Below are 24838 nucleotides of genomic sequence, written 5' to 3'. Positions count from 1 at the left end.
CGAGTGTACGGCTACGGAGGCGTATCGGTACACCGACGTATCGATACGAGCATGTATCGATACACTGGCGTGTCGATGTGGAACGCATTCCGGCCGACGGCGCCCGACCTCGCCGTGCCTCCGCCGCCCCACCGCGACGCGTAGCCACCGTCACTCGAAAGAAGCGAGACCGGGGGATGACCTCCCACACCACGACCGGCCGGCCACCCGCCGGACAGCGGGACGAGCGCCGCCGGCTCATACGCGAGCTGCTGCTCGTCGCCGGACTGTTCGCCGTCTACAAGGCGGGCCGGACGCTCTCGACGGGCCGCACCGGCGAGGCGTTCCGCAACGCCGACCGCGTGTGGGACGCCGAACGCGCCCTGCGCCTGCCCGACGAGGGCGCGGTCCAGCGGCTGCTCCTGCACTCGGATGCCGTCGTGCACACCGCCAACACCTACTACGCGGCCGTGCACTTCCCGGCGACCGCGCTGTTCCTGGTCTGGCTCTACGTCCGCCGACCCGGGCACTACCTCTGGGCCCGCCGGGTGCTGGTGATCCTCACCGGCGCCGCTCTCGCCCTGCACCTCACCTTTCCGCTCGCACCCCCGCGCATGCTCGCCGCCGCGGGCCTGACCGACACGGGCCAGGTCTACGGCCCCACCGTCTACCGGGCGGCTCCCGCCGCCGACACCATGGCCAACCAGTTCGCGGCCATGCCCTCACTGCACTTCGGCTGGGCGCTGGTGCTGGCCCTCGGGATGATCGCCGCGACCCGGTCCCGGTGGCGCGCCCTGTGGCTGCTGCATCCCCTGGTCACCCTCCTCGTGGTCGTCGGCACGGCCAACCACTACTGGGTCGACGCCCTCGTGGCGACGGTGCTGCTGGGCGCGGCCCTTCTGGTCATCCCGCGTCCCGGAGACCCTAAGGCGCCGCCACCGCCGCTACGCCGCCTGCCGCTGCCGCGCCCGCGCCCGCGTCCTGAAGCGGTCACGGCCGCTGCGGCGGGGGCCGGGCGGTGAACGCCACCGTCCTCGCGGTCGCCCTCTGCCTCGCCTCCGCCGTCACCTACGCGGCCGCTGCCGTCGCCCAGGAGCGCCTCGCCCGCAGGGCCGTCGCACGCAGCTCCAAGGCCCTGCTCGGCAGCGGCGCCTGGTGGTGGGCGGCCGGACTGAACGCCGCCGCCGCGCTGCTGCACGCGGCGGCCCTGCGCTACGGCCCCCTCACCCTGGTCCAACCGCTCGGCGCGCTCACTCTCGTGGCCGCCGTCCCGCTGGGGGCGCGCGGCGCCGGGCGGCGGGTGGCGGCCACCGAGTGGCGGGGCACCCTGGCCACCGTCGCCGGACTCGGCCTGCTGCTCCTCCCCGCCTCCGGACCGGCCCCCGACGACACCCTCACCCTGACCGAGGCGCTCGCCGTCTCCGGAGCCACCGCCACCGTGATCCTGCTGCTCACGGCGCGCCGGGACCCCCGCTCGGGGCTTCGGCACGCCACGGCCTCCGGGCTGGCCTCCGCGGCGGCCTCCGCCCTGACCCAGACCGTGGCGGTGGCGGGCGGACGTGGCGGCGCCCTGCTGAGCGTCCGGGTCGTCACGGTCGCGCTGCTCGTGGTCGTCTTCGCGGTCGGCGGGATGCTGCTCTCCCAGCGGGCCTACCGGGGCGGGCTCGGCGCCCCCCTCGCCGTGGTCAACCTCGCCAATCCCCTCGCCGCGGCCGCCATCGGCATGGTCCTGCTCGGCGAACGCCTCCAGGGCGGCGCGGCCGGGATCCTGCTCGCCCTCGCCGGAGCCCTCGCGGCCACGCGCGGCGTCCTGCTGCTGACCCGCACCGCCCCGGACGCGCTCGCGCCGCCGCTCTCGGCGGGCGCTCAGCCCCGTGAGCTCGTACGACAGCTCCCCGGGGCGGGACGCCGCGTCCGGGTCGGTGGCCCAGGGCTCGACCCCGCCGACGAGCATGCCGTCGGTGCCGGCCGGCCCGGCGACGTCACAGCCCTGGCAGGAGGCGCCGCCCCGGCCGCTCACCGGCGGTGAGGTCGCCGCGCCGACGTCAAAGGAGCGCAGACCGCCCGGGCCCGGGGCACCCTCCGGGCCGGAGGCCGGGGGAGGGTCTTCGACGACACACATGACCCCGACCGGCTCGCCGTCCGGCGGCACCCAGCCCTGGGCGAACCCCTCGCGCGGGATGTGGCGCCGCAACGCCATGAGCGTGCTCCCGGAGGGCGGCCGGACGCTTTCCAGGTCGCCGAGGCCGGGCGCACGCGCCTCGGTCCGGGCATGTTCCGAAGCGCCCGACTCGCCGTCGCGGGCAGGCGGGCCGATCGTCAGCGGCGCGGCGCTCGCCGCCGGAACCGGCATCCTGCGCGCCCTGCCCGTCGCCCCGTCGCCCCGTCGCCCCGCGACGGCGCGGTCGGCCGACTGCGGCGGCCGGCGTCGTACTGCCGCCCTCCGGACGCCGATCCCCGCGGCGGCAGGGGCGAGATCGCGCCAGGTCCGGGCCGGCGGCTCTGGCGCGGCCGGGCCCGGAGGGGTTTCACTGCGGGCCCATGAGACGACACAGGATCACGGGCCTGCTCGGCGCGCTGACGCTGGCCGCGGGCACCCTGGCCACGGCCGTGGGACCCGCGGCGGCCACCCCCGCACGGTCGGGCACCGAAACCGCCGCCCCGCCCGCCGAGTTCGGCACCGACTGGCACGACCCCCTCACCGCTGCCCCGCCCGTGGAGCGGCCCGGGACCCGGTCCTGCCAAGTGACCCTGGCCGAGGCGCAGTTCCGCGATTTCACGCCGTTCCGGGGGAGTTACACCCCGCCCACCGGCTGCGGCGGCTCCGCATGGGCCAAGGTCGTGCTCCAGCTCGACGGCAAGGTCAAGGGCCGCCAGTACGACCGCCTGGGCAACCTCACCCTCGGCGGCGTCGAAATCCTGCGCACCTCCACCCCGCAGCCCTCGCCCGACGGCATCGCCTGGTCCGTCGAGAAGGACGTCACCCGCTACCGCGACACGCTCAGCCGCCCGCAGCCCGTCGAGATGCTGATCGGCAACGTCGTCAACGACACCTACACCGGAGTCATCGACGTCAAGGTCACCCTCACCTTCTACGCCGCAGAGGGCGCCGCCGGACCCGCCGAGACCCCCGACCTGGTCCTGCCCCTGACCTCTCCGGCCGTCACCACCCCGCGCAACACCGAGCGGCTCCTCGCCGAGGTGTACGCCACCGGCTCCGGCGGCGGCTGCGAGGAGTACTGGTACATGACCGTCCCCGAGGCGGCCCCCTACTCCTGCAAGGCCGCCGACGGCCCCTACCGCGAGGTCCGCGTCTCCGTCGACGGGCAGCTCGCCGGCCTCGCCGCGCCCTTCCCGACCGTCTGGACCGGCGGCTGGTCCAACCCGTTCCTCTGGTACGTCACCCCCGGCCCGCGCGCCTTCGACGTACAGCCGATCCGCTACGACCTCACCCCTTACGCCGCCCTCCTCAACGACGGCCGGCCGCACCGGATCGAGGTCACCGTCGCAGGGGTTCCGGCCGGGCAGAGCGGCTGGAGCACTCCCACGAACCTGCTGCTCTGGCAGGACCACGGCCGCGAGGTCGTCACGGGCGCCCTGACCCGCCACGAGGAGAGCGCCCCGGCGGGCTCCTCCCGCTGGACGCCCGCGACTCCCGGCGGCGAACACCGCCTGGACACCGAAGGCGGTCACCGGCTGACTGTCACCGGATACGTTGACACCTCACATGGCAGGGTCACCACCACTGTGACGCGGGCCGTTCGGAACACCTCCGCGCACCGCTGGACCGACGGCGAGAACCGGGACGCGCTCACCGCCGAGTGGGGCGACGAGGAGAGCGTGACCCGCGGGGCCACGACGACCCGCACGGTGCGTACGTACGCGATGGACGGCGAGACCACGCTCGGCGCGGGCGACCGGCTGCGCACCGTGCTCTCGCTCGGGGACCGCGCGGACACCGTCACCCTGCGCGGCGGACGACAGGTCGACCGTTCGCGGCTCGACGACCGGTACACGGGCGACGCCACGTACACGGCGAACGTCCCGCGCGACCAGCGGCACGCCGTCGGCACCACGACCGCGCGCTACCGGCTGCACGGCTCCGGCGCCGGATCCGGCGCCGGCTGCTACGACCGTACGGTGGGCACCGCGCAGGGCGTGGTGACGGTGGACCGCCGCCGCTGCTGAGGGCGGGGGACGGCGGCCGGCCCTGTCAGTAGGGGCCGTTGACGTTGTCGATGGATCCGTAGCGCGCCGCGGCGTAGTTGCAGGCGGCCGTGATGTTGGCGACCGGGTCGTACGAGTCCTGCGAGGTGCCGGGCACGTGATAGGCGCGGAAGGTCGGGTCGATGACCTGGAGGAGCCCCTTGGAGGGGATCCCGTTGCGGGCGTTGATGTCCCAGTTGTTGATCGCCCGGGGATTGCCGGAGGACTCCCGCATCACATTGCGCAGAATTCCGTTGTAGGTGCCGGGAATTTTGCGCTCGGCCATGACGGCCAGCGACTCCCGGATCCAGCCGTCGAGATTGTTCGCGTACGTCTTCGCGGGCGCGGCCGCCGTCTTCACCGATTGCGCGGCCGCGCCGGCGCCCAGCTTCAGGGTGAGGCCGGGACGGATGATTGACGGGTTGTCACCGACGGCCGTCCGGTTCGCCGCGTAGAGCTGCTCCCAGCCGCCGCTCACGGAATGCGCCGCCGCGATCTGCGAAAGGGAGTCGCCCGCGACCACGGAATAGGTGGCGGGTGCCTTGGTCTCCGCCGCGCCGGCCGTGGTCGCGGTGATCAGCGGGAGGGCGAGGACCGCCCCGCCCGTACCGGCCGCAGCCAGCCTGCGGGTGATCGGGTGCTGCTTCGGCCGACGGTGCTTACCCTTTGCAGGCATGGCGGAATTCCTCACGTGGGGGTACGGGAGACTCCCGGTCGTCGGCCGCATTCGGCAGTCGGCCGCGGGGTCGAGGGTGACCGTAGGCGAGCCCACCCGGCCGGAACAAGACGCGAATTCCCTCAGGAGATCGACTTCTCGCAGCGGGTCTGGTAAACGACCTTGAAAGCGGTCGGCACGCACTAGTCGATTCCCTTTCCGGGAAAAGGGAATCGACCGGTGAATCGGCCCGCGCGGAAAATGATATTGAGGTGGTCGGCGTGACCCACATCACGGGTCGCCGAGTCAGTGCCGCATACGGACAATTCCCCTCTCGGTACTGCGGATTCGGGCGACTCGCGCGTTACTGGCGAATCGCCCATCACGGGCTCTTTCCGGCGCCGGCCGTCAGAGCGCGGACAGTCGCCGAAGGGTCTCCCGCACCGCCGTCCCGGACGCCGGCAGCAGGGGCAGGCGGACATCGGGGGTCGGGATGCGGCCCTGGGCGTGCAGGACCCCCTTCACGACCGCCGGGTTCGGCTCGGCGAAGGCCGCCGCCGAGACCCGGGCCAGGGTGTGGCCCAGCGCCCGTGCGCGCGGGACGTCGCCGGCCCGCCAGGCGGCGGCCAGTTCCACGAACCGCTCCGTCGCCAGATGCGCCGAAGCCAGGATCCCGCCCACCGCGCCGAGCGCGAGCAGCGGCGACAGGTACGCGTCGTCCCCGGCCAGCACGGCGAAGCCGTCCGGCAGGTCGCCGAGCAGCGTCACCGCGTCCTGGTCGATCCCGCCGCCCGCGTACTTCACGGCGGCCACCCCCGCGAGCGAACCGAGAGCCCGCAGCGCGGCCGCGTCCAGCGACTGCCCGGTCCGGTAGGGGACGTGGTAGACGATCAGCGGTACGGGGCTCACCTCGGCCAGCCGCGCGAAGTGTGCCAGCACCCCCGCCGCCGTGGGCCGCACGAACGGCGGCACCGTCACCAGCGCCGCCCGCGCCTCGGGCCACCGCGCCAGCCGGCCGAGCGCGGCCTCGGCGGCCCGGGTCCCGCTCGCCCCGGCGCCCACGGTCAGCGGCACGCCCCGCTCCCGGCAGACCCCGGCGCAGATCCGGGTGACGAGGTCGCGCTCGTCCTCGTCGAGCGTGGCCGTCTCGGCGGTGGTGCCGAGGGCGACGATCCCGGCGGCGCCCGCGTCGAGCACCTCGTGGGCGAGCGCCTCCAGTGCCTCGGCGGCGATGTCACCGCCTCGGGCGAAGGGGGTGACGAGCGGTACGTGGATCCCGCCGAGGTCGAGGTCGAGGCCCCCGTCGACGTCCCGGTCAACGCCCGGGTCCTGCGCGGAGTTCGACATGTGATGGTGTGCGGTGATCTGTGCAATGTCCTGTCGCATGGAAGGAGCCTCGCCCGCCCCGAGCGTCGAAACCAGCTCGCGTTTCTTACCCGATCCGTAAGCTGAGCCGATGCTCGACGTACGCCGCCTGCGCCTCCTGCGTGAACTCGCCCGCCGCGGCACCATCGCCGCCGTGGCCGAGGCGCTCGCCTTCAGCCCCTCGGCCGTCTCCCAGCAACTCGGCGTCCTCGAACGCGAAGCCGGCCTGCCCCTGCTGGAACGCACCGGCCGCCGCGTCCGGCTCACCCCGGCCGCCCAGAACCTCGTCCGGCACGCCGAAGCGGTCCTGGAGCGGCTGGAACAGGCCGACGCCGACCTCGCCGAGGCCCGTGGCGGCCTGGCCGGCGCCCTGCGCATCGGCGCCTTCCCCACCGCCACCCGGGCCATCGTCCCCGCGGCGCTGGTCGACCTGGCCCGGCGCCACCCGGGGCTGGAGCCGATGGTCTGCGAGACCGACCCGGCGGCGGTCGCGCACGCGCTGCGGGCCGGGGAGCTGGACGTGGCCCTGGTGCACGAGTACGACCTCGTCCCGGCCGCGCGGGAGCCGGGCCTGGCCACGCGCCCGCTGTACGGGGAGGCGATGTACCTGGCCGCGCCTTCGCCCGAGCCCGCGCCTTCGCCCGAGCCCTCGCCTTCGCCCACCTCCTCGGCCGCGCCGCAGGACGCCGGCCGGGGGCAGGACGCCGTCCTGCGGAGCCACCGGGACGCGCCCTGGATCACCGCCACCCCCGGCACGCTCTGCCACGCCATGACCGTACGAGCCTGCGAGGCGGCCGGCTTCACCCCGCGCGTCCGGCACCAGGTGGACGAGTTCGCCACCGTCCTCGCGCTGGTCGCGGCCGGGCAGGGCGTGGCGGTCGTCCCGCAGCTCGGCGTCACCGGACCCGCGGACCCGGCCGTGTCCCTCACCCGCCTGCGCATGGAGCGCCGTACCAAGATCGCCTTCCGCAGCGGGGCCGCCGCCCACCCCGCCGTGGCCGCTTTCACCCTGTCCCTCAAGGCCGCCCTGCCACCGGATCTGGCCGGTCCGCGCGCCGGATCCTGACACAACTCCCGTACCGATCCGCGCCCGTGTACGTTCGGTGACCAGGCCGATCCGACCGATCCGATCCGATATGACAGAGCGGGGTACGACGTGACACATCACGTACGAGGAGTCATCGCGCGGAGCAAGGGCGCGCCGGTGGAGACGACCACGATTCTCGTGCCCGACCCGGGGCTCGGCGAAGCGCTGGTCAAGGTCCAGGCCTGCGGGGTCTGTCACACCGATCTGCACTACCGCGAGGGCGGCATCAACGACGAGTTCCCCTTCCTCCTCGGTCACGAGGCGGCCGGGATCGTCGAATCGGTCGGCCCGGACGTCACCTCCGTAGCGCCCGGTGACTTCGTGGTGCTCAACTGGCGTGCGGTGTGCGGCACATGCCGTGCCTGCCGACGTGGCCGTCCCTGGTACTGCTTCGCCACGCACAACGCCACCCAGCCCATGACCCTGGAGGACGGCACCCCGCTCTCCCCGGCGCTGGGCATCGGGGCCTTCGCCGAGAAGACCCTGGTCGCCGCCGGGCAGTGCACCAAGGTGGACCCGGCCGCCTCGCCCGCCGCCGCCGGACTGCTCGGCTGCGGCGTGATGGCCGGCCTCGGCGCCGCCCTGAACACCGGCAACGTCGGCCGCGGCGACTCGGTGGCCGTCATCGGCTGCGGGGGAGTGGGCAACGCGGCCGTCGCCGGAGCCCGCCTCGCGGGCGCGTCACGGATCATCGCCGTGGACCTCGACGACCGCAAGCTGGAGTGGGCGCGCGGACTCGGCGCCACCCACACCGTCAACGGGCGTACGCAGGACGTGGTCAAGGCAATTCAGGAACTGACCGGGGGCAACGGCGCGGACGTCGTCATCGAGGCCGTCGGCCGCCCCGAGACCTACCGCCAGGCCTTCTACGCGCGCGACCTGGCCGGCACCGTCGTCCTGGTCGGCGTCCCGACACCGGAGATGAAGCTCGAACTCCCCCTGCTGGACGTCTTCGGACGCGGCGGCGCGCTGAAGTCCTCCTGGTACGGGGACTGCCTGCCCGAACGGGACTTCCCCGTCCTGATCGACCTGTACCTCCAGGGCCGGCTCGACCTCGACGCCTTCGTCTCCGAGACCATCCCGCTCGACGGGGTCGAGGCCGCCTTCGCCCGCATGGAGCGCGGAGAGGTCCTGCGCTCGGTGGTGGAGTTCTGACACCCCGACGCCCCGACGACCCGACACTCCGACGCCCCGACGCCCCGAGCCCCGCTACCGGGTGACGTCCAGGAGCCACACGGCGAGCAAGGACAGCGGGACGAGCTGCGCGACGGCGGCGCCGCGAGCCCGGCCCAGCCACAGGAGCACGCCGATCCCGGCCATGACCGCCGCGCACCCCCGCAGGTGCGCGGCCGGCAGCCGCGCGGGCTCGCCGTTCTTGTTCGCCGCCCAGCCCTCGATGCCCACGACGAACCAGCCATACGCGCAGGCGAGGGCATTGACGGGCAGCACGAGGAGGATCAGGCCGATGTTCCGGAGCACCGGCCGGGACGGAGTATCTGTCACGGCCCCACTCTGCCCAGGGGCGCACCGCCGCGCATGAGTACCCGTACTCATGCGCGGCCGGTACCGTCCGAGCGCTCACCGCACGAGACGGACGTTCTAGACTCGGGCGGGACGTCATGCCCCGCCCTTCCCCGCCGTGACCCGGCCAGGGGCCCGGCGGGGAATCCGCACCCAGACCCCAGGGGCCGTCCGTGACCTTCGCACGCAGCTACCGCCAGCCCGGCGTGGTCCTCACCGACCACCACTTCACCGTGCCGCTCGACCACACCCGGCCCCAGGGGGAGCGGATCGAGCTGTACGCGCGCGAGGTGGTGGCGTCCGGCAAGGACCCGGAGCGGCTGCCCTGGCTGCTGTACCTGGAAGGCGGCCCCGGCTTCGGGGCACGGCGCTTCGTCGGACGGCAGGCCTGGCTGGAGCGGGCCCTCACCGAGTACCGGGTCCTGCTCCTCGACCAGCGCGGCACCGGCCGCTCCACCCCGGTCACCCGCCAGACCCTGCCGCTGCGCGGAACCCCCGGCCGGCAGGCCGAGTACGTCGCCCACTTCCGTTCGGACTCCATCGTCCGCGACGCGGAGGCCGTCCGCCCGGGTCTGACCGGCGGCGCCCCCTGGACGGTGCTCGGCCAGAGCTTCGGCGGGTTCTGCGCCACCCACTACCTCTCCACCGCCCCCGAGGGCCTTGCCGCCGCCCTGATCACCGGCGGGCTGCCCTCCCTCGACGCCACCGCGCTCGAGGTGTACGAGGCGGCGTACCCCCGGATCGAGCGCAAGAACCTGGCCCACTACGCCCGTTACCCCATGGACGTCGACCGCGCCCGCCGCATCGCCGCGCACCTCGCCGAGCGGCCGGCCGAACTGCCCGGGGGCCACCTGCTCACCGTCGAGGCCTTCCAGTCCCTCGGCATGCTCCTCGGCGTCGGCGAGGGCAGCCACCAGCTGCACTACCTCCTCGAGAACGCCTTCGTCCCCACCCCCGCCGGTCCCGCCCTCGGCGACGCCTTCCTGGAAAGCGTCCGCGCGTCGCTCTCCTTCGCCGGCCATCCCCTCTACGCGCTGCTCCACGAGTCGATCTACGCCCAGGACCCGGCCGTGCCCACCGGCTGGGCCGCCGAACGGGTGCGCACGGGCCAGCCGCGCTTCGACGCCGCCAAGACCCTGGAGGGGGACGAGCCGCTCCTGTTCACCGGCGAGACCATCCACCCCTGGCACTTCACCGTCGACCCGGCGCTCGCCCCGCTGCGCGAGACCGCCGAACTGCTGGCCGCCCGTACCGGCTGGCAGCCCCTCTACGACCCGGAGCGGCTCGCCGCCAACGAGGTGCCGGTCGCCGCCGCCGTCTACCACGACGACATGTACGTCGACACCGCGCACTCCCTGCGCACGGCCCGTGCCATCCGCGGCCTGCGGACCTGGGTGACCGATGAGTTCGAGCACGACGGGGTCCGCGCGGGCGGCCCCCGCGTCCTGGACCGGCTGCTCGCCCTCGTCCGCGACGAGGCCTGAGCGAGGGCGGGTCCCTACCCCCGCCCGGGCTCCACGAAGGGGGCGGGTCAGGTGCGCGGTGGCCGGCACGGCGCCGCGTGCGACGGCCCGCGCCACCGACTGGTGCCCGAGGGTGTGTCCGGGCGTCGGCAGCAGGGTCAGGCCGGGCGCGAGCCGGTGTCGCCCGTCCACCTCGTGCGGCTGCCCGGTGGCCCGCAGCGGTGTCACCGCCCAGTCCCGGACCGGGTCGGCCGGGTCCAGCGCCGCCACCTCCGCCCGCTGTACGACGTACCGCGCCGCCGGGAAGAACGGCTCGCCGGACCCGGGGTGCCGGTAAGAACGCTGTCACCAGCCGCAAACGGCGGTGATCTTGCGAGGGCATCACCCGTGTGGGTGAGTCCGGGGTCGTACGGCTGCGGTGGGTGAGGCTTTGCGAGGACGATCGTCGATCTTGGCCCGTACTCCGTTGGACCTGGATGAGCTGGTCGAGCACTGGACGCTGCTGAAGGACGAGCAGGGGCTCGTGTCCGGCAAGCGCGGTGCGACGCGCCTGGGCTTCGCTGTGTTGCTGAAGTTCTATACGCAGTACGGCCGGTTTCCCCGGGGCCGGGCTGAGCTGCCTGGCGAGGCTGTGGAGTTCGTGGCCCGACAGGTACAGGTTCCCGCCTCGGAGCTGGGTTTCTACGACTGGACGGGCCGTACGGTCTAGTATCACCGTGCGCAGATCCGGGAGCACCTCGGCTTCCGTGAGTGCAGCGTCGCGGACGCGGAGAAGCTGACGGCGTATCTGGCCGAGCACGTCGCGCACAAGGAGCGCAGGCCCGAGCAGGTGCGGGTGGAGCTGCTGGCGCGCTGCCGCGAGGAGAGCATCGAGCCGCCCACACCGGGCCGGTGCGACCGCATCGTGGGGGCCGCTCTGCGGGCGGCCGAGGAATCGCTGACGGCCCTGGTCTCCTCCCGGCTGACCATGGAGAGCATCGAGCGGATCGTGGCTCTGGTGGCCACCGCCGACCAGGACGACGCCGGACCCGCGGGCGGCAGCACGGAGGGCGAGGACGCGCCGCCGGTGCTGGCGAAGGTCAAGGAAGCGCCGGGCAACGTAAGCCTGGAGACGATGCTGACCCAGATCGACAAGCTCCTGGCTGTGCGGGCGATCGGTCTGCCTCGGGATCTGTTCATCGACGTCGTGCCAAAGGTGGTGGCGGGCTGGCGGGCGCGGGCCGCAGTGGAGTCGCCTTCCCATTTGCGGACGCACCCGGTGGCGCTGAGGGTGATCTTGCTGGCCCCGCTGCTGCACGAGCGGGAGCGGGAGATCACCGACACGCTGGTGGAGTTGCTGATCTCCACGGTGCACCGGATCGGGGCGCGGGCGGAGAAGAAGGTCACCGAGCAGCTGGTCAACGCGTTCAAGAAGGTGACCGGCAAGGAGAACATCCTCTTCAAGCTCGCCGAGGCGTCGCTCGGCGCCCCGGAGGGGACGGTGCGGCAGGTCGTGTTCCCGGCGGTGTCCGGGGGCGAGGCGACGCTGCGGGAGCTGGTGCACGAGTTCAAGACGCGCGGGCCGGTCTACCGGCGGACGGTGCAGACCACTTTGAAGGCGTCGTACACCAACCACTACCGGCGCGGGCTGATCAGGCTGCTGGACGTGCTGGAGTTCCGCTCCTCCAACCACACGCACCGGCCGGTGATCGAGGCCCTGGCGCTGGTGGCCCGGTACGCGAACGTGCGGAACACGACGTACTACCCGCTGGGCGAGACGGTGCCGGTCCACAAGGCGATGGGCGGGGACTGGGCGGAGGTCGTCCACCGTACCGACAAGCGGGGTCGGCGCCGGGTGGTGCGCATGGTCTACGAGGTCGCCGCCTTCCAGGCCCTGCGCGATCAGCTCAAGTGCAAGGAGATCTGGGTGGTCGGCGCCGACAAGTGGCGCAACCCGGACGAGGACCTGCCGCAGGACTTCGAGGCGAGGCGGGAGGAGAACTACCGGGAGCTGCGCAAGCCGCTGGACGCGGCGGTGTTCGTCGACGAGCTGCGCGAGCAGATGACGGCCGAGCTGACCCTGCTCAACGACCAGATGCCGAAGCTGTCCTGGCTGGACATCGCCGAGCGGAAGTCCGGGGCGATCCGGCTCACGGCGGCCGAGGCCCAGCCCGAGCCGCGCAACCTGCGCAGGGTCAAGGCCGAGGTGCAGAGGCGTTGGGGCATCGTGCCGCTCGTCGACATGTTGAAGGAAGCGGTGCTGCGCACCGGCTTCCTGAACGCGGTCACCTCCGTCTCGGGCGGCGGCAGCCTCTCGGCGGAGGTGCTGGCCGAACGCCTGCTGCTGGTGATCTACGCGTACGGCACGAACACCGGGATCAAGGCGGTGGCGTCCGGCGGCCATGGCCATGGCCATGGCCATACCGAGGACGAACTTCGGTACGTACGGCGCCGGTACCTGTCGGCGGAGTCGGCCCGTGCCATCACCGTCCAGATCGCGAACGCCACCTTCGCCGCCGCAGCGCCGAGCTGTGGGGACAGGGCTCGACCGCGGTCGCCTCCGACTCCACCCACGTGCGCGCCTACGGCCAGAACCTGTTCACCGAGTGGCACTCGCGCTATGGCGGCCGCGGGGTGCTCATCTACTGGCACGTGGAGAAGAAGTCCCTGGCCATCCACTCCCAGCTGATCAACTGCACCGCGTCTGAGGTAGCCGGATGATCGAGGGCGCGATGCGGCACGGCACCACGATGGACGTCGAGGCCAACTACACGGACTCGCATGGCCAGTCGGAAATCGGGTTCGGCGTCACGAGGCTGCTGAACTTCGACCTGCTGCCCAGGATCAAGCGGATCAACAAGGTGAAGCTGTACCGGCCGGTGGCAGGCGAACCGGACGCCTACCCGCAGCTGACCCCGGCGCTGACCCGCCCGATCCGCTGGGAACTCATCACCCAGCAGTACGACCAGATGATCAAGTACGCCACCGCGATCCGCACCCGCACCGCGTCCACCGAGGCGATCCTGCGGCGCTTCACCCGCAACGCCTCCCACCCGACTTACGCGGCGATGCTGGAGGTCGGCAGCGCCCAGAAGACCATCTTCGTGGCCCGCTACCTGCGACTGCGCGACCTCCAGCGGGAGATCGAGGAGGGCCTGAACGTCATGGAGTCCTCCAACGGTGCGAACTCCGTGATCGCCTACGGCAAGGGCGGCGAGATCGCCTCGAACCGGCGCGACGAGCAGGAGATGTTTGTGCTGTGCCTGCGGATCCTGCAATCCGCCCTTGTCTACGTGAACACCCTCATGCTCCAGGACGTCCTGGACGAACCAGAGTGGGCGGACCTGCTCACCCCTGCCGACCGGCGCGGCCTGACCCCGCTGTTCTGGTCCCACGTGCGTCCGTACGGTGAGGTCAACCTGAACATGGCCGCCCGCCTCCATCTCGCAGCGGCCACAGTGCCCAGCCCTCGTACTGCGGGCGATGAGGAGCCGGCCGAGGAGCGTACGGACGCGTGAGCCAGGTCAGTCCTTCCGTCGTGTGAGCGCTGACCCAAATACGAGCCAGCGCGGGGTCAGCGTGCGAGGCGACTGGCCGGTGACCTCGGGCGCCTTGTGCAGGATGCGCCGCGGTCGGCAAATTAGCGGTAGCGGGACGATCTCGATTCCGGTTCGGTGACGTGCCCGTTTTGCCTGGCCAGCGAGCTCTACGTTCCTCAGCATGCCTGTTGAGTACCTGTCTGCTGAGCAAGAGGCCCGCTACGGGCGGTTCGCCACAGAGCCGTCGCCCGGCGAGCTGGAACAGTTCTTCCGCCTGGACACCAGAGCCCTGGAGTTGGCGCGGGCGAAGCGTCGTCCAGCCACAAGGTTGGGGTGGGCGGTGCAGTGGGGCACCGTGCGGATGCTCGGCACCTTCCTGACCGAAGACCCCACGGCGGTCCCGGCCTCCGTAGTGCGGTTCGTCGCCGAGCATCTCGCCCTCGATGACGAGCACTTCGCCGGGTACGGGGCGCGCTCGCAGACGGCCTACGAGCACGCGTGGGAGATCCGGGACGCCTACGGCTACCGGGACTTCACCGAAGGCGAAGAGGAGCTGCGGGAGTTCCTGGCGGCACGGGTGTGGTCGTCGCTGGAGGGACCGAGAGCCCTGTTCGACCGGGCGGTGGTGTGGCTGGTGAACAACCGAGTGCTGCTGCCCGGGGTCACGACGCTGGCCCGCATGGTGGCCGCGGTCCGCCAGGAGGGGAACGACCGGCTGCACGCCGCGCTGTACGAGGCGGTCCCGTACGACCTGCGCACCGAGATGGTCCGGCTGCTGGAAGTGCCGGAGAAGAAGCGGGTGTCAGTTCCCTGACCCTGGGCGAGGTCCGTGGCCACGACCTGATCCGCATGCTCTCCCGGGACGGCAAGCCGACCGGGCTGGGCGACGCGTTCGCCCACTATGGGCGGATCTTCAAGACCCTGCACCTGCTCCAGTTCGTCTCCGATGAGGGGTACCGGCGGATGATCGGTGCCCAGCTCAACGTCACCGAGGCCCGCCACCGCCTTGCCCGGAAGATCTTCTTCGGCCAGCTCGGCGAACTGCGCCAGCACTACCGCGAGGGCATGGAGGACCAGCTCGGCGCCCTCGGCTTGGCGCTCAACGCTGTCGTGCTGTTCAACAGTCTCTACATCGACGCCGCCGTCAAGCAGCTCGCCGCCGACGGCTTCCCTGTCACCGACGAGCTGCTCGCCCGGCTCTCCCCGCTTCAGTACGACCACATAGACTTCCTCGGCCGCTATGCCTTCACCCGGCCCGTGGCGCCTGGCCTGCGCCCGTTGCGTGACCCTCACGCCCACGACGAGTCAGACGACGGCGAGACCGAGTAATGGAGGCGCCGTACGAGGCCTGATCACTTCCACCGGCATCAGGGCGGTGACCGCGGCCATCCGCATTCGTGACACGGGTCCTGGCCGGGCTTTCCTCGAACTTGTACAGCGCCTGTAGGTGGCGGGCCAGTGCGAGTGCGGCGAGCAGCGCGACGAGCACGCACACGCCCCACCAGCCAGCCTGGCTCCAGACGTGTATCCCGAGCCAGGAACCTGTGCTGCCGCCCAGGTAGGCGCAGGTCATGTAGGCGGTGTTGAGCCTGCTGCGGGCGTCGGTGCGCAGGGCGTAGACGCGGACTTGATTGGCGACCATGCCGGACTGCATCGCGGTGTCGAGGAGCAGCGTGCCGAGTGTCAGGGCGGCCAGACCCAATGTGCCGCCCCGGGCACCGATGGTGAGGATCGCGGCCGAGACGAGGACGCCAAGCATGCAGACCAGGTTCACCGGATCGGGGCCGTGGCGGTCCACCAGACGGCCGGCGAGCGGGGTGCAGACCATGGTTGCTGCTCCGACCAGGGCGATCATTCCTACCGCCTGGGCACCCAGCCCGTAAGCCGGTCCGGCGAGCAGGAGCGCCAGGCAGGTCCAGACCGCGGAGAACCCGGCGAAGACGGTTGCCTGGTAGAAGCACGAGCGGCGCAGGTCTGGCTCGGTGCGCAGCAGGCGCAGCGGCTCGGCCAGGAGTGCTGTGTACCGCTGGCGGGAGGACGGGGTTGTGGTCGGCACCGCGAATACCAAGACGGTGGCGAGGAGCAGGGCCAGGACCGCGGCGACCAGGTAGGGGGCCCGCCAGCCCAGCCACTCACCGAGCGTGCCGCTGAAGGTCCGGGCCAGCAGCATGCCGCCGGTCGATCCGCTCAGCAGGGTGCCGATCACCGCTCCTTGGCGGTCGGCGGCCACGAGACCAGCCGCCAGGGGGCCGACGATCTGCGCGCCTACGGTGGTCAGGCCGACAAGGGTGCTGGCGGCAACGAGCGCCGGCAGAGCCGGTGCGCAACCCGCAGCGAGCAGTGCCAGACCGGTCAGGGCGAGGAGAACGACGAGGAACGAGCGGTGCGGGAGCCGGTCGCCAAGCGGCACCAGCAAGACCATCCCGGCCGTGTAGCCGATCTGTGTGGCGGTCACCACCGCAGCGGCCGAATCGGGCGACACATGCAGTCCGGCGGCGACCAGCGGACCGATGGCCTGCGGAAAGTAGATGTTGCCCACCGCCACGGCGCACGTGACAGCCAGGATCAAGACCATCCGGCGGCTCATCCTTCAGTCCACCGGCCCGCCCGCTACGTAGATGACCTGGCCGGAGACGAACCCCGCCCCGGGACTTACGAGGAAGGAGGCGGTATGCGCGATGTCGTCAGGCAGGCCCACCCGGCCGACCGGGATGGACTGCTCCGCCCTGCGCCGGAACTCCTCGAAGCTCAGGCCGAGCCGCCGGGCCGAGGCCCTGGTCATGTCGCTCACGACGAATCCCGGCGCGATGGCGTTCGCAGTCACTCCATGCGGTCCGAGCTGGAGAGCGAGGGACTTGGTGAATCCGATCAGACCCGCCTTCGCGCTGGCGTAGTCGACGCGGCCAGCATCACCGACCGCGGAAATGCTCGACATGTTGACGATGCGTCCCCAACCAGCCTTCACCATGTGCGGGCAGACGGCCCGGGTGGCGAAGAACGGGCCGCTGAGGTTGATCCCCAAGACCGTGTCCCACTGCTGCGTGGTCATCTCCACAAGGTCGGCACCGGGTCCGATGCCGGCGTTGTTGACCAGCACCGTCGGCGGCCCGAACGCGGCGGCGATCCGGGCGACGGCCGCAGTGACCGCGGCCTCGTCGGCGACATCAGTGGCGACGGCCAGCGCTGCCCCGCCGACACTTGTGATGGCCTCCACCGTATCGGCGCAGTCCGCCTCGTCCAGATCGATCACGCCGACCGCCAAGCCGTCGCCCGCCAGGCGCCTGGCCACAGCGGCGCCGATGCCGCGTGCCGCACCGGTGACAACCGCTGTGCGCTGCACATGACTTGTGTGAGTCATGGGAGGAAGTCCACGGCATCGACGTTGCGTCGCCAATCGATGTAGCGTATGGCTTAATGATCAGCTTTGTGCTCGGCGTCGAGGACCTCGCGGACACCCGTTTCGCCCTCTCGCCCCTGCACGAAACCTTGTTCAGCCTGCGGGTGCTGCAGGATCCGGGCCTGTCCGCGCTGCACCTGCCCTGGCGCAGGTCCGTACTCGGCAGACTCGGCACGCTCGACACCGATCTGCTGATGTCCCTGGTCGCCCTGCGGCGTACCCTCCCCGACTTCCTGACCCCGAATCCCGCGAGCTTCGCGCCGGCCTTCGAAGAAGAACTCTCTGTCGTCCGTCAGGCGTCCTGCACTCGGGTTCGCCACGACCTGCTGCTTGCGCACGCACCCGACCCTCTTCCTGAAGCGCTCCGCGACGCCACCGCCGCCGAAGACGCACCTGTCGCCAGACTCCGTGACGCCATCTGCGATCTCCTGCGGCAGTACTGGGAGGTGGCCATCGAGCCGGTGTGGCCGCAGATGCGACTGGTACTGGAAGCCGACATGACCTACCGCGCCCGCCAGCTCGCCCTGGGGGGCGCCCGACTGCTGTTCGCCGACATGCACCCGAACCTGCGCTGGCAAGGCGGAGAGTTGTATGTCCGCAAGATGATCAGCAGGCATCGGGTTGTGGCATCTGGCCGGGGGCTGTTGCTCCTGCCGTCCGTGTTCGCACACAAGCCCGCGCCCCCCGTCAGCCCGGACGAGCCGCCGAGCCTCGTCTATCCCAGCCGGGGAGTAGCCACGCTGTGGGGCTCGGAGATGCCGACTGTCGACACAACCGCCCTGGTGTCTCTGCTCGGTTCATCCCGAGCGAGACTGCTCAGCCTCCTGGAAGAGCCGCTGCCCACCGTAGAGCTCGCCCGCCGTCTCAGGGTCACCCCAAGCGCTATCTCCCAACACCTGCGTGTCCTGCACTCCACAGGACTGGTCACCCGGACACGTGACGGACGGCACGTGCTGTACCGGAGAAGTACGCTCGGCGACCGACTCACGACTACCGCTACCAGACCGCGAACTCACGACAGCTGAGGAACAGCAGTCCGCCTCCGCCCAACCCCGCCTGGCCGGGCGACTATCCACTCCACCGAGCCCCGGTATAGGTTCCCCACCCGTCCCGTGCAATCCGGGGGTCCGTGGCGGCTCGAATCGAATCAGATCCGTTGGTGATTGATGACAGGGTTTGACGACAGGTAGGGTCCGATCCTCCGTGTGGAAGGGCCCCTTCGGTGGCGAACCTGGTCTACAAACGGGTCTCAACCGACCAGCAGTCGACCGCCCGGCAGAACCTCGTCCTGGACGAGGCCGGGATCGAGGACCCGGTCGTCTTCGAGGAGGACCCGGGCACCTCCAGCCGCCTCCACCCGCTCCAGCGGCCGAAGTTCCGTGCGCTCCTCGGCTACGCGCGGCCGGGCGACACCGTGCACATCTCCGAGATGTTCCGCCTCGTGCGCGGCACCGGGCACATCCTCGACGTCCTCGACGTCCTCGACGTCCTACACCGCGACCAGGTGGCGCTGCGTATCCACGACGGCGCGTTCTCCGCGATGGACCTCACCGCCCGCCACCCGCGCACCGGGGAGCTGCTGTCCACCGTGAAGTTCATGGTGCAGACCCTCGCCGCCGCCGGCGAACTTCAGCGCGACCTCCAGCGAGAGCTGACCTACGACGGGCTGCGGGCTGCCGAGGCCAAGGGCAGTAAGGGCGGGCGCCGCCCGGCCGTGGCTGCCGACAGGACCGGCGCCGTGCGCACCGCGTACCTGGAGGGCCGGTCCATCGCTGCCCTGGCCCGTGACCGCGGCGTCAGCCGCGGCGCCATCCGCACGGCCGTCGCCGACCTCATGCCCGACCACGCCGTCATCGAGCACGAGGACGTCCCGGCCTCGGAGCTGCCGGTCACCCTCGACATGCCGGGCAAGGTCGCCGACTTCCTCCGCACCACCGAGCTGGAGCCCGCCGAACGAGCCGCGCTCGACCACGGCGTCACCGTACGGCGCGGCCAGGGCTACACCCTGCGCGTCACTGCCGTCCCCGCCATGCACCGAGGGCTCCTCGCCCGCTGCCAGCCGCTCGACGGAGGCGAGGGCGCCCCGGCGTTCCCGGCCCAGCGCAAGGCCCGCCGCGAGTACGAGAACCGGGTCAGCACCCTCGCGTCGACCGGACCATGATCTCGGTCAGCGACTACCGCTAATTTCCGTTCGGATCCTCCCCGAGACCCAGTCAGGACGGGCCGTAGAGTCGAGGGGGCGGCCGAAGCCAGTTGCGTTGGCTTCGGCCGCCCCTTCTGCGTCCCTGTGTGGCTGTCTGGTCGGTCAGGCCAGGCGGCGGCGCAGCCACCAGGTGCAGAAGCCGGCCAGCAGCCCGGAAAGGGCGAGGAAGATCCCCGTCTCGATCCACTGGAAGGTCCAGTAGCGGTCGGCGGGCTGGTAGTCCACCTTCACGTGAAGATCGGACGCGGCGAAGCACTCGAAGGGGTCGACCCTGGGAACCGCGCAGCCTTCGCTGCCGCGGGCCTCTTTGCCGGCCGGGTCGAGCACCGGATTGACGCCGGATATGACCCAGTCGCCCGGCCTGAACACGCCCACCGCCAAACGGGTGTCCGCACCGGAACCCGACAAGTGGATCTGCTTCCCCTTCCAACCGTCCGCCGGGGCGCCGGGCTCGCCATCGGCGTTGACCTTCACCATGGTGAGGGAGCTGAGCGCGACATCGGTGCGTTCCGGCGAAATGAAGTGCGGGCGGATCGCGAAGGGCACGAGGATCTGGACCACGGCGAAGACGACGAGGGTGGCGGCCATCGCAGGCACGGTGCGCCGGATCAGCAGCCCGGCGCAGGCCCCGACGATGAAGGCGAAGGCGGCGTAGCCGAGAGGAACGATCGCGCGTCCGCTGAACAGCAGGGGGGTGAACCGGTCCAGGTTGATCCGGTCGATCGGACTTGCCCACCAGGTCACCAGGAGGCTGAGCAGTCCGGTGACGGCGACGGCGATCAGACCGACGGCCCCGAGCTTGGCCACGAGCCAACGGCCGCGGGTGATGCTCTGGTTCCAGACGAGCCGGTGGGTGCCGGCCTCCAGTTCGCGGGCGATCAGCGGGGCGCCCGCGAAGCCCCCGATGATGCCGGGCACGGCGATCAGCAGGCCCGTGACGTAGTAGGACAGGGTCTGGTACTGGGCGACCAGTGCGCCCTTGGCCGATTCGCAACCCCCCTGGCAGGAGGCGACGGTGCTGTCGTAGGCATCCCGCATCTGAAGGCCCGTGACCACGAGGAAGATCGCGATCGCGGCCAGGGCGGCGAGGGCCACGAGCGTTTGGACGCGGTATTGGCGCCAGGTCAGCCAGATCATCGCTGGGTCTCCAGAGTGGGTCGGCGGCCAGGCCCGGCCGTGGCCTGACTCATGTAGGTAAGGACCAGGTCCTCCAGGTTGAGCGGTTCCAGGGCCCAGGAGGGGTCGTGGATCGCGGTGGCGGCGCGCACGATGAACGTGCTCTGCCGCTCGGTGTGGGTGGCCTGGATGACCTGCATGCCCTCCGGTAGGTCGGCGGCGTCGCGGCGGGCGGTGGTGAGCCGGAAGTGGGTGGCGAGCAGTTCGTCGACGTCGCCGGCGATCTGGACGCGGGAGGCGACCAGCGAGATCAGGTGGTCGCAGACCCGTTCCAGGTCGGAGACCAGGTGCGAGGAGAGCACGACGGTGGCTCCGTGCTCGGCCACGAACTCCATCAGGCTCTGCAGGAACTCGCGTCGGGCCAGCGGGTCCAGAGCGGCGACCGGCTCGTCGAGGATCAGCAGCTCGGGCCGCTTGGCCACCGCGAGGGTCAGGGCCACCTGGGCGCGCTGGCCTCCGGAGAGCTTGCCGGCCTTCTGGGCTGGGTCCAGACCGAGCTGCCGGATCCGGTCCTCCGCCAGCTGGGCGTCCCAGCCCGGGTTGAGCCGGGCGCCCAGCCGCAGGTGGTCGGCGATGGACAGGCCCGCGTAGGTGGGGGTGTCCTGGGCGACGAAGCCGACCTTGGCCAGCTGCTCGGGCCCCGACGCGGGACGGCCGCCGAGCACTTCGATGGTGCCCGAGGTCGGTGTGAGCAGCCCGCAGGCCAGCTGCAGCAAGGTGGACTTGCCGGCCCCGTTGGGACCGACCAGGCCGACGACCCGCCCGGTCGGCACGCTCAGGGTGCAGTCGGACAGCGCCTGCTTGCGGCCGTACCGCTTGCCCAGCGCATTGGCTTCCAAGATGGCGGTCATTTCTCCTCTTCGGTGTGGGTGCGGTTGCGGAAGGCGCTCAGGAACAGCGCCTCGATGCTCTCCTCGCCCAGCCCGGCGCTCCGCGCCTTGTCCAGCCAGCGCTGCAGCTCCTGCCGCAGCGGCTCGTGCTCGGACAGCGAGGCGTCGCTGAGCGTGCCGGAGATGAACGTGCCCACCCCGGGCTTCTTTGCGACCAGACCTTCGTATTCGAGCTCCCGGTACGCCTTGAGCACGGTGTTGGGGTTGATCGCCACGCTGGCCGCGACGTCCTTGACCGTCGGCAACCGATCCCCCTCGGACAGCAGCCCCAGCCGCAGGGCCTGACGCACCTGGTGGATCAGCTGCATGTAGGGCGCGACGCCGGACCGGGCATCGAGGTGAAACTCGATCACTGCCTCCCTCCTCCATTCATCTAGGTTGCTAGCACTATACAACTCTAGCCCTGCCGCCCATGTCAAAGAATCCGAGAGTCGGCAACGCCCCAACGCCCACGGGCTCCACCCTCGGGCGACGTGTGGGGCCGCCCATGCCCCGCCGCTACCCCCCGTGTCAGTCATTCGACCGATTGATGAGCAAGATCGATTAGTAGGGATTCCCGCCCGGCTCGACCCCGGATCACGCCCATAAGACGTCATCTCATTTGGTCAGTCTTCGATAGCAGATGAGGGTGCAGGCGATGCTGGTGAAGGCGAGGAAGTGTTCGGCTTTGCGTTCGTAGCGGCGGTGGAGGCGGCGGCAGCCGGCGAGCCAGGCCATCGTGCGTTCGATGGTCCAGCGGTGGCGTCCGAGCCGCTGCGATGACTCGATGCCCTTGCGGGCGATGCGGTGCGTGATGCCGCGTCCGCGTAACCATTTCCGCAGGTGGGCGTAGTCATAGCCTTTGTCCGCGTGGAGCTTGGCGGGCTTGCGCCGCCGGGGGCCGCGGCGTGAGCGAATGGGCGGTATGCCACGGACGAGGGGTTCGAGTGCCTGGCTGTCGTGCAGGTTCGCCCCGGAGATTCCGACGGACAGGGGCAGACCGGTCCGCTCGGTGATCAAGTGGATCTTCGATCCGAACTTGCCCCGATCGACAGGATTCGGACCTGTCAGGTCCCCCTTTTGAGGGCCCGCATGTTCACCGAGTCGATCGCGCAGCGGGACCAGTCCAGCTCGCCTCGGGCGCCGAGTTCGTCGAGGACCAGGCGGTGGAGCTTGGCCCACACCCGGGCCTTCGTCCACTCGGAGAACCGCCGGTGGGCTGTCGCCCCTGACGGCCCGAACGATGCCGCGGGCAGCTGCTGCCATGTACAGCCCGAGGTGGCAACGAACACAATCGCCGCCAGCACCTCCCGGTCGCCGTGCCGACGCCGGCCACCGCCTTGAGGCCGCGATGGCGCCTCGGGCGCCACCCGCTGGAACAGCTCCCACAACTCATCCGGCACCAGCCGTTCAATAATCCCCGCCACGACCGACAGCCTACCGAACGTGCCAAATGAGATGACTTCTAAAACGGTGTCAAAAAGTCGGCGTGCTCAAGAACTTCGACATGACCCTTTTCTGTACGATCTGACGGGTGGAGCAGCCTCCGGACGACGACACCGCCGATCTCCTCGCCCCCGTTCCGGCCGTACGGACCGGCGATCTTGTGGGATACGCACGCGTGTCCACCAAAGGGCAGCTGCTCGACCGGCAGATCCGCGCCCTCACCGACGCCGGATGCAGCCGGATCTTCTCGGACAAGAACTCCGGCAAGAACGCCGAGCGCGAGTAACTGTGGAAGGCCCTCGACTACCTGCGACCCGGCGACACCCTCGTCGTCCCGTCGCTGGACCGACTCGGCCGATCCATCCAGGACCTCATCGCGATCGTGTCCGGCCTGCGCAAGCGCGGCATCGGCTTCACCTCGCTCCACGAGGCACTCGACACCACCACGCCAGGCGGGCGCCTGGTTTTCCACGTCTTCGCTGCCCTCGCAGAATTCATCCGCGAACTAATCGTGCAGGGCACCAACGAGGGACTGGACGCCGCCCGCGCCCGCGGCGCCCGCCTCGGACGGCCGCCAGCCATGACACCCGAACAAGTACGTCACGCCCGCGACCTGCTCACCCGCCCCGAGAACACCGTGACCTCGATTGCGAAACTGCTCGGCGTCTCCGGCAACACCATCTACAACTACGTGCCCGAGCTGAAGGGCGGTCGCCGCGCGCTCGCCGAGGCGACCAGCACGGCCGAACTGCCCCGGCCTGCCAAGCCCAAGAACTGATCACCGCCGTTTGCGGCTGGTGGCACGGTTCTTACCGGCACCCCGACCCCCCAGGGTCCAGCCCGCGTGGTCCTCGTGGAGGAGGGTCAGCACCACCGTCTCCACGTCGCCGGGGGCGATGCCGGCCTCCGCGAACGCGGCGGGCAGCCGCCACGCCCCGTCGGGGCCGACCGCACCGGGGTCCAGCGCCGAAGCCAGCGCCCCCAGTCGGCGTCATCCGCACCGGGAAAGGCGGTGCGGGCCGGCTCGAAGAACGTTCCGGTGGCGTCCAGGAGGGCGGCCACGACCTCTCCGTGTCCGTTCCCTTATTGTGCGACGCATGACCGAACAAGCTGATCAGCAGGCGCCCTTGCAGCCCATGCCCACCGACTGGCAGCGTGCGCTGGCGGTGGTCGCCCACCCCGACGACCTGGAATACGGCTGCGCGGCGGCGATCGCGGACTGGACGGACGGCGGGCGGGAGATCGCCTATGTCCTCGCCACGCGCGGCGAGGCGGGCATCGACACCATCGCCCCGGCCGAGTGCGGCCCGCTGCGCGAGGCCGAGCAGCGCGCGAGCGCGGCGGTCGTCGGTGTCTCCACGGTGGATTTCCTCGACCATCACGACGGCGTCATCGAGTACGGGCTCGGCCTGCGCCGCGACATCGCCGCTGCCATCCGGCGCCACCGTCCCGAGCTGGTGATCACCCTCAACCACCGTGAGACCTGGGGCGGGACGGGCGGCGGTGGCCACTGGAACACCCCCGACCACCAGGCAGTCGGCCGGGCCACCCTGGACGCCGCCGCCGACGCGGGCAACCGGTGGATCTTCCCCGAGCTCATCTCGGAGCAGGGCCTGGATCCGTGGAACGGCGTGCGCTGGGTCGCCGTGGCGGGCACCTCCACGCCGACGCACGCGGCCGACGCCGGTCCGGGCCTGGAGCGTGCCATCAAGTCCCTGATGGAGCACAAGGCGTACATCGGGGGACTGACGGACCAGGACCCCGAGGAGTACGTCCGGACCTTCCTGACCGGCAACGTCCAACGGGTGGCGGAGCGGTTCGGCGGCCGTCCGGCGGTGCCGTTCGAGGTCTTCCCCTGCTGATCGGCGTCCCCGGCTGACGCTGTGCCGGCTCAGGACGGAAGTCCGGGTCACGTGACTGATCCACCCCGGAGTGCCCGCCGCGTCGTCGACC

Annotated in this window: 21 protein-coding genes and 3 pseudogenes; 15 read left to right on the top strand and 9 right to left on the bottom strand. The window is 71.2% G+C overall.

Annotation, left to right across the window (positions count from 1 at the left end; genetic code table 11):
- Window positions 1-176 precede the first annotated feature (176 nt).
- The 3 genes from ACWDYJ_RS06975 to ACWDYJ_RS06965 all read left to right on the top strand — a co-directional run bounded on the left by ACWDYJ_RS06975 (window position 177) and on the right by ACWDYJ_RS06965 (window position 4167).
- Complete coding sequence (locus ACWDYJ_RS06975; protein ID WP_451564432.1) at window positions 177-1001, top strand: phosphatase PAP2 family protein; 825 nt, start codon at window positions 177-179, stop codon at window positions 999-1001.
- Entirely contained in the window at window positions 998-2008 is a 1011-nt protein-coding gene (locus ACWDYJ_RS06970; RefSeq protein ID WP_451564431.1) for a hypothetical protein, read from the top strand. Before ACWDYJ_RS06975 ends, ACWDYJ_RS06970 begins: the two co-directional genes overlap by 4 nt.
- Window positions 2009-2520: 512 nt before the next feature.
- Window positions 2521-4167 carry a peptide-N4-asparagine amidase gene (locus tag ACWDYJ_RS06965; RefSeq protein WP_451564430.1) on the top strand — a complete coding sequence of 549 codons (1647 nt, stop codon included), beginning with the start codon at window positions 2521-2523 and terminating at the stop codon, window positions 4165-4167.
- A 25-nt stretch (window positions 4168-4192) separates the two neighbouring features.
- Here ACWDYJ_RS06965 and ACWDYJ_RS06960 read toward each other — a convergent pair whose 3' ends face one another.
- Together ACWDYJ_RS06960 and ACWDYJ_RS06955 are read right to left on the bottom strand one after the other, a co-directional pair.
- A complete protein-coding gene (locus tag ACWDYJ_RS06960) occupies window positions 4193-4861 on the bottom strand; it encodes a transglycosylase SLT domain-containing protein (protein WP_451564429.1) in 669 nt (222 codons plus the stop codon).
- A gap of 387 nt (window positions 4862-5248) precedes the next feature.
- Window positions 5249-6226: a dihydrodipicolinate synthase family protein gene (locus ACWDYJ_RS06955; protein ID WP_451564428.1), complete on the bottom strand. Its 978-nt coding sequence runs from the start codon at window positions 6224-6226 to the stop codon at window positions 5249-5251.
- 70 nt (window positions 6227-6296) lie between these two features.
- On the opposite strand from ACWDYJ_RS06955, the gene ACWDYJ_RS06950 reads away from it, so the two are divergent.
- Window positions 6297-7271, top strand: coding sequence for a LysR substrate-binding domain-containing protein (locus ACWDYJ_RS06950; protein ID WP_451564427.1), 975 nt, complete (start codon window positions 6297-6299; stop codon window positions 7269-7271).
- Between the two features lie 90 nt (window positions 7272-7361).
- On the top strand, window positions 7362-8447 hold the full coding sequence (locus ACWDYJ_RS06945; RefSeq protein WP_451564426.1) for an S-(hydroxymethyl)mycothiol dehydrogenase: 1086 nt from the start codon (window positions 7362-7364) through the stop codon (window positions 8445-8447).
- Window positions 8448-8501: 54 nt separating this feature from the next.
- Here the strand turns inward: ACWDYJ_RS06945 and ACWDYJ_RS06940 are convergent, their stop codons facing one another.
- Window positions 8502-8795, bottom strand: a complete 294-nt coding sequence (locus ACWDYJ_RS06940) for a hypothetical protein (protein WP_451564425.1) — start codon at window positions 8793-8795, stop codon at window positions 8502-8504.
- Between the two features lie 191 nt (window positions 8796-8986).
- Between ACWDYJ_RS06940 and ACWDYJ_RS06935 the strand changes: the two genes are divergently transcribed.
- From ACWDYJ_RS06935 to ACWDYJ_RS06910, 6 genes and pseudogenes are all read left to right on the top strand, one after another.
- Window positions 8987-10297, top strand: a complete 1311-nt coding sequence (locus ACWDYJ_RS06935) for an alpha/beta fold hydrolase (RefSeq protein WP_451564424.1) — start codon at window positions 8987-8989, stop codon at window positions 10295-10297.
- A 445-nt stretch (window positions 10298-10742) separates the two neighbouring features.
- A complete protein-coding gene (locus tag ACWDYJ_RS06930) occupies window positions 10743-10985 on the top strand; it encodes a DUF4158 domain-containing protein (protein ID WP_451564423.1) in 243 nt (80 codons plus the stop codon).
- Between the two features lie 258 nt (window positions 10986-11243).
- A pseudogene (locus ACWDYJ_RS06925) lies at window positions 11244-12976 on the top strand (Tn3 family transposase).
- Window positions 12973-13773: a Tn3 family transposase gene (locus tag ACWDYJ_RS06920; RefSeq protein ID WP_451564422.1), complete on the top strand. Its 801-nt coding sequence runs from the start codon at window positions 12973-12975 to the stop codon at window positions 13771-13773. Before ACWDYJ_RS06925 ends, ACWDYJ_RS06920 begins: the two are co-directional and overlap by 4 nt.
- Before the next feature lie 202 nt (window positions 13774-13975).
- Complete coding sequence (locus ACWDYJ_RS06915; RefSeq protein WP_451564421.1) at window positions 13976-14608, top strand: DUF4158 domain-containing protein; 633 nt, start codon at window positions 13976-13978, stop codon at window positions 14606-14608.
- A pseudogene (locus tag ACWDYJ_RS06910) lies at window positions 14596-15123 on the top strand (Tn3 family transposase); the annotation flags it as partial. The gene ACWDYJ_RS06915 and the pseudogene ACWDYJ_RS06910, both read left to right, overlap by 13 nt.
- Here ACWDYJ_RS06910 and ACWDYJ_RS06905 read toward each other — a convergent pair.
- Window positions 15041-16381, bottom strand: a complete 1341-nt coding sequence (locus ACWDYJ_RS06905; protein ID WP_451564420.1) for an MFS transporter — start codon at window positions 16379-16381, stop codon at window positions 15041-15043. The pseudogene ACWDYJ_RS06910 and the gene ACWDYJ_RS06905 sit on opposite strands and share 83 nt — an antisense overlap.
- A gap of 3 nt (window positions 16382-16384) precedes the next feature.
- Complete coding sequence (locus tag ACWDYJ_RS06900; protein ID WP_451564513.1) at window positions 16385-17152, bottom strand: SDR family NAD(P)-dependent oxidoreductase; 768 nt, start codon at window positions 17150-17152, stop codon at window positions 16385-16387.
- Between the two features lie 56 nt (window positions 17153-17208).
- Between ACWDYJ_RS06900 and ACWDYJ_RS06895 the strand changes: the two genes are divergently transcribed.
- Window positions 17209-18216: an ArsR family transcriptional regulator gene (locus tag ACWDYJ_RS06895; RefSeq protein WP_451564419.1), complete on the top strand. Its 1008-nt coding sequence runs from the start codon at window positions 17209-17211 to the stop codon at window positions 18214-18216.
- Window positions 18217-18413: 197 nt separating this feature from the next.
- Window positions 18414-19352 (top strand): recombinase family protein, encoded by a 939-nt coding sequence (locus ACWDYJ_RS06890; RefSeq protein WP_451564418.1) that lies wholly within the window; start codon window positions 18414-18416, stop codon window positions 19350-19352.
- A 144-nt stretch (window positions 19353-19496) separates the two neighbouring features.
- Here the strand turns inward: ACWDYJ_RS06890 and ACWDYJ_RS06885 are convergent, their stop codons facing one another.
- From ACWDYJ_RS06885 to ACWDYJ_RS06870, 4 genes are all read right to left on the bottom strand, one after another.
- Window positions 19497-20531, bottom strand: a complete 1035-nt coding sequence (locus ACWDYJ_RS06885; protein WP_451564417.1) for an ABC transporter permease — start codon at window positions 20529-20531, stop codon at window positions 19497-19499.
- Window positions 20528-21421, bottom strand: a complete 894-nt coding sequence (locus ACWDYJ_RS06880) for an ABC transporter ATP-binding protein (RefSeq protein WP_451564416.1) — start codon at window positions 21419-21421, stop codon at window positions 20528-20530. Before ACWDYJ_RS06880 ends, ACWDYJ_RS06885 begins: the two co-directional genes overlap by 4 nt.
- Window positions 21418-21813, bottom strand: coding sequence for a GntR family transcriptional regulator (locus ACWDYJ_RS06875; protein ID WP_451564415.1), 396 nt, complete (start codon window positions 21811-21813; stop codon window positions 21418-21420). The genes ACWDYJ_RS06880 and ACWDYJ_RS06875 overlap by 4 nt, the downstream gene beginning before the upstream one ends.
- A gap of 244 nt (window positions 21814-22057) precedes the next feature.
- Window positions 22058-22857, bottom strand: a protein-coding gene (locus ACWDYJ_RS06870; protein WP_451564512.1) for an IS5 family transposase whose coding sequence is annotated in 2 segments (ribosomal slippage) — window positions 22058-22509 and window positions 22509-22857 — 801 coding nt in all. Because the reading frame shifts where the segments join, the coding sequence is not laid out codon by codon here.
- Between the two features lie 116 nt (window positions 22858-22973).
- Between ACWDYJ_RS06870 and ACWDYJ_RS06865 the strand changes: the two are divergent.
- A pseudogene (locus tag ACWDYJ_RS06865) lies at window positions 22974-23663 on the top strand (recombinase family protein).
- A gap of 319 nt (window positions 23664-23982) precedes the next feature.
- The gene (locus ACWDYJ_RS06860; protein ID WP_451564414.1) at window positions 23983-24747 is read left to right on the top strand and encodes a PIG-L deacetylase family protein; all 765 of its coding nucleotides are present in this window, start codon (window positions 23983-23985) and stop codon (window positions 24745-24747) included.
- Window positions 24748-24838: the final 91 nt, after the last annotated feature.

Source organism: Streptomyces sp. NPDC003042 (assembly GCF_053591315.1).
This window is presented reverse-complemented; position numbering and strand designations above follow the sequence as displayed.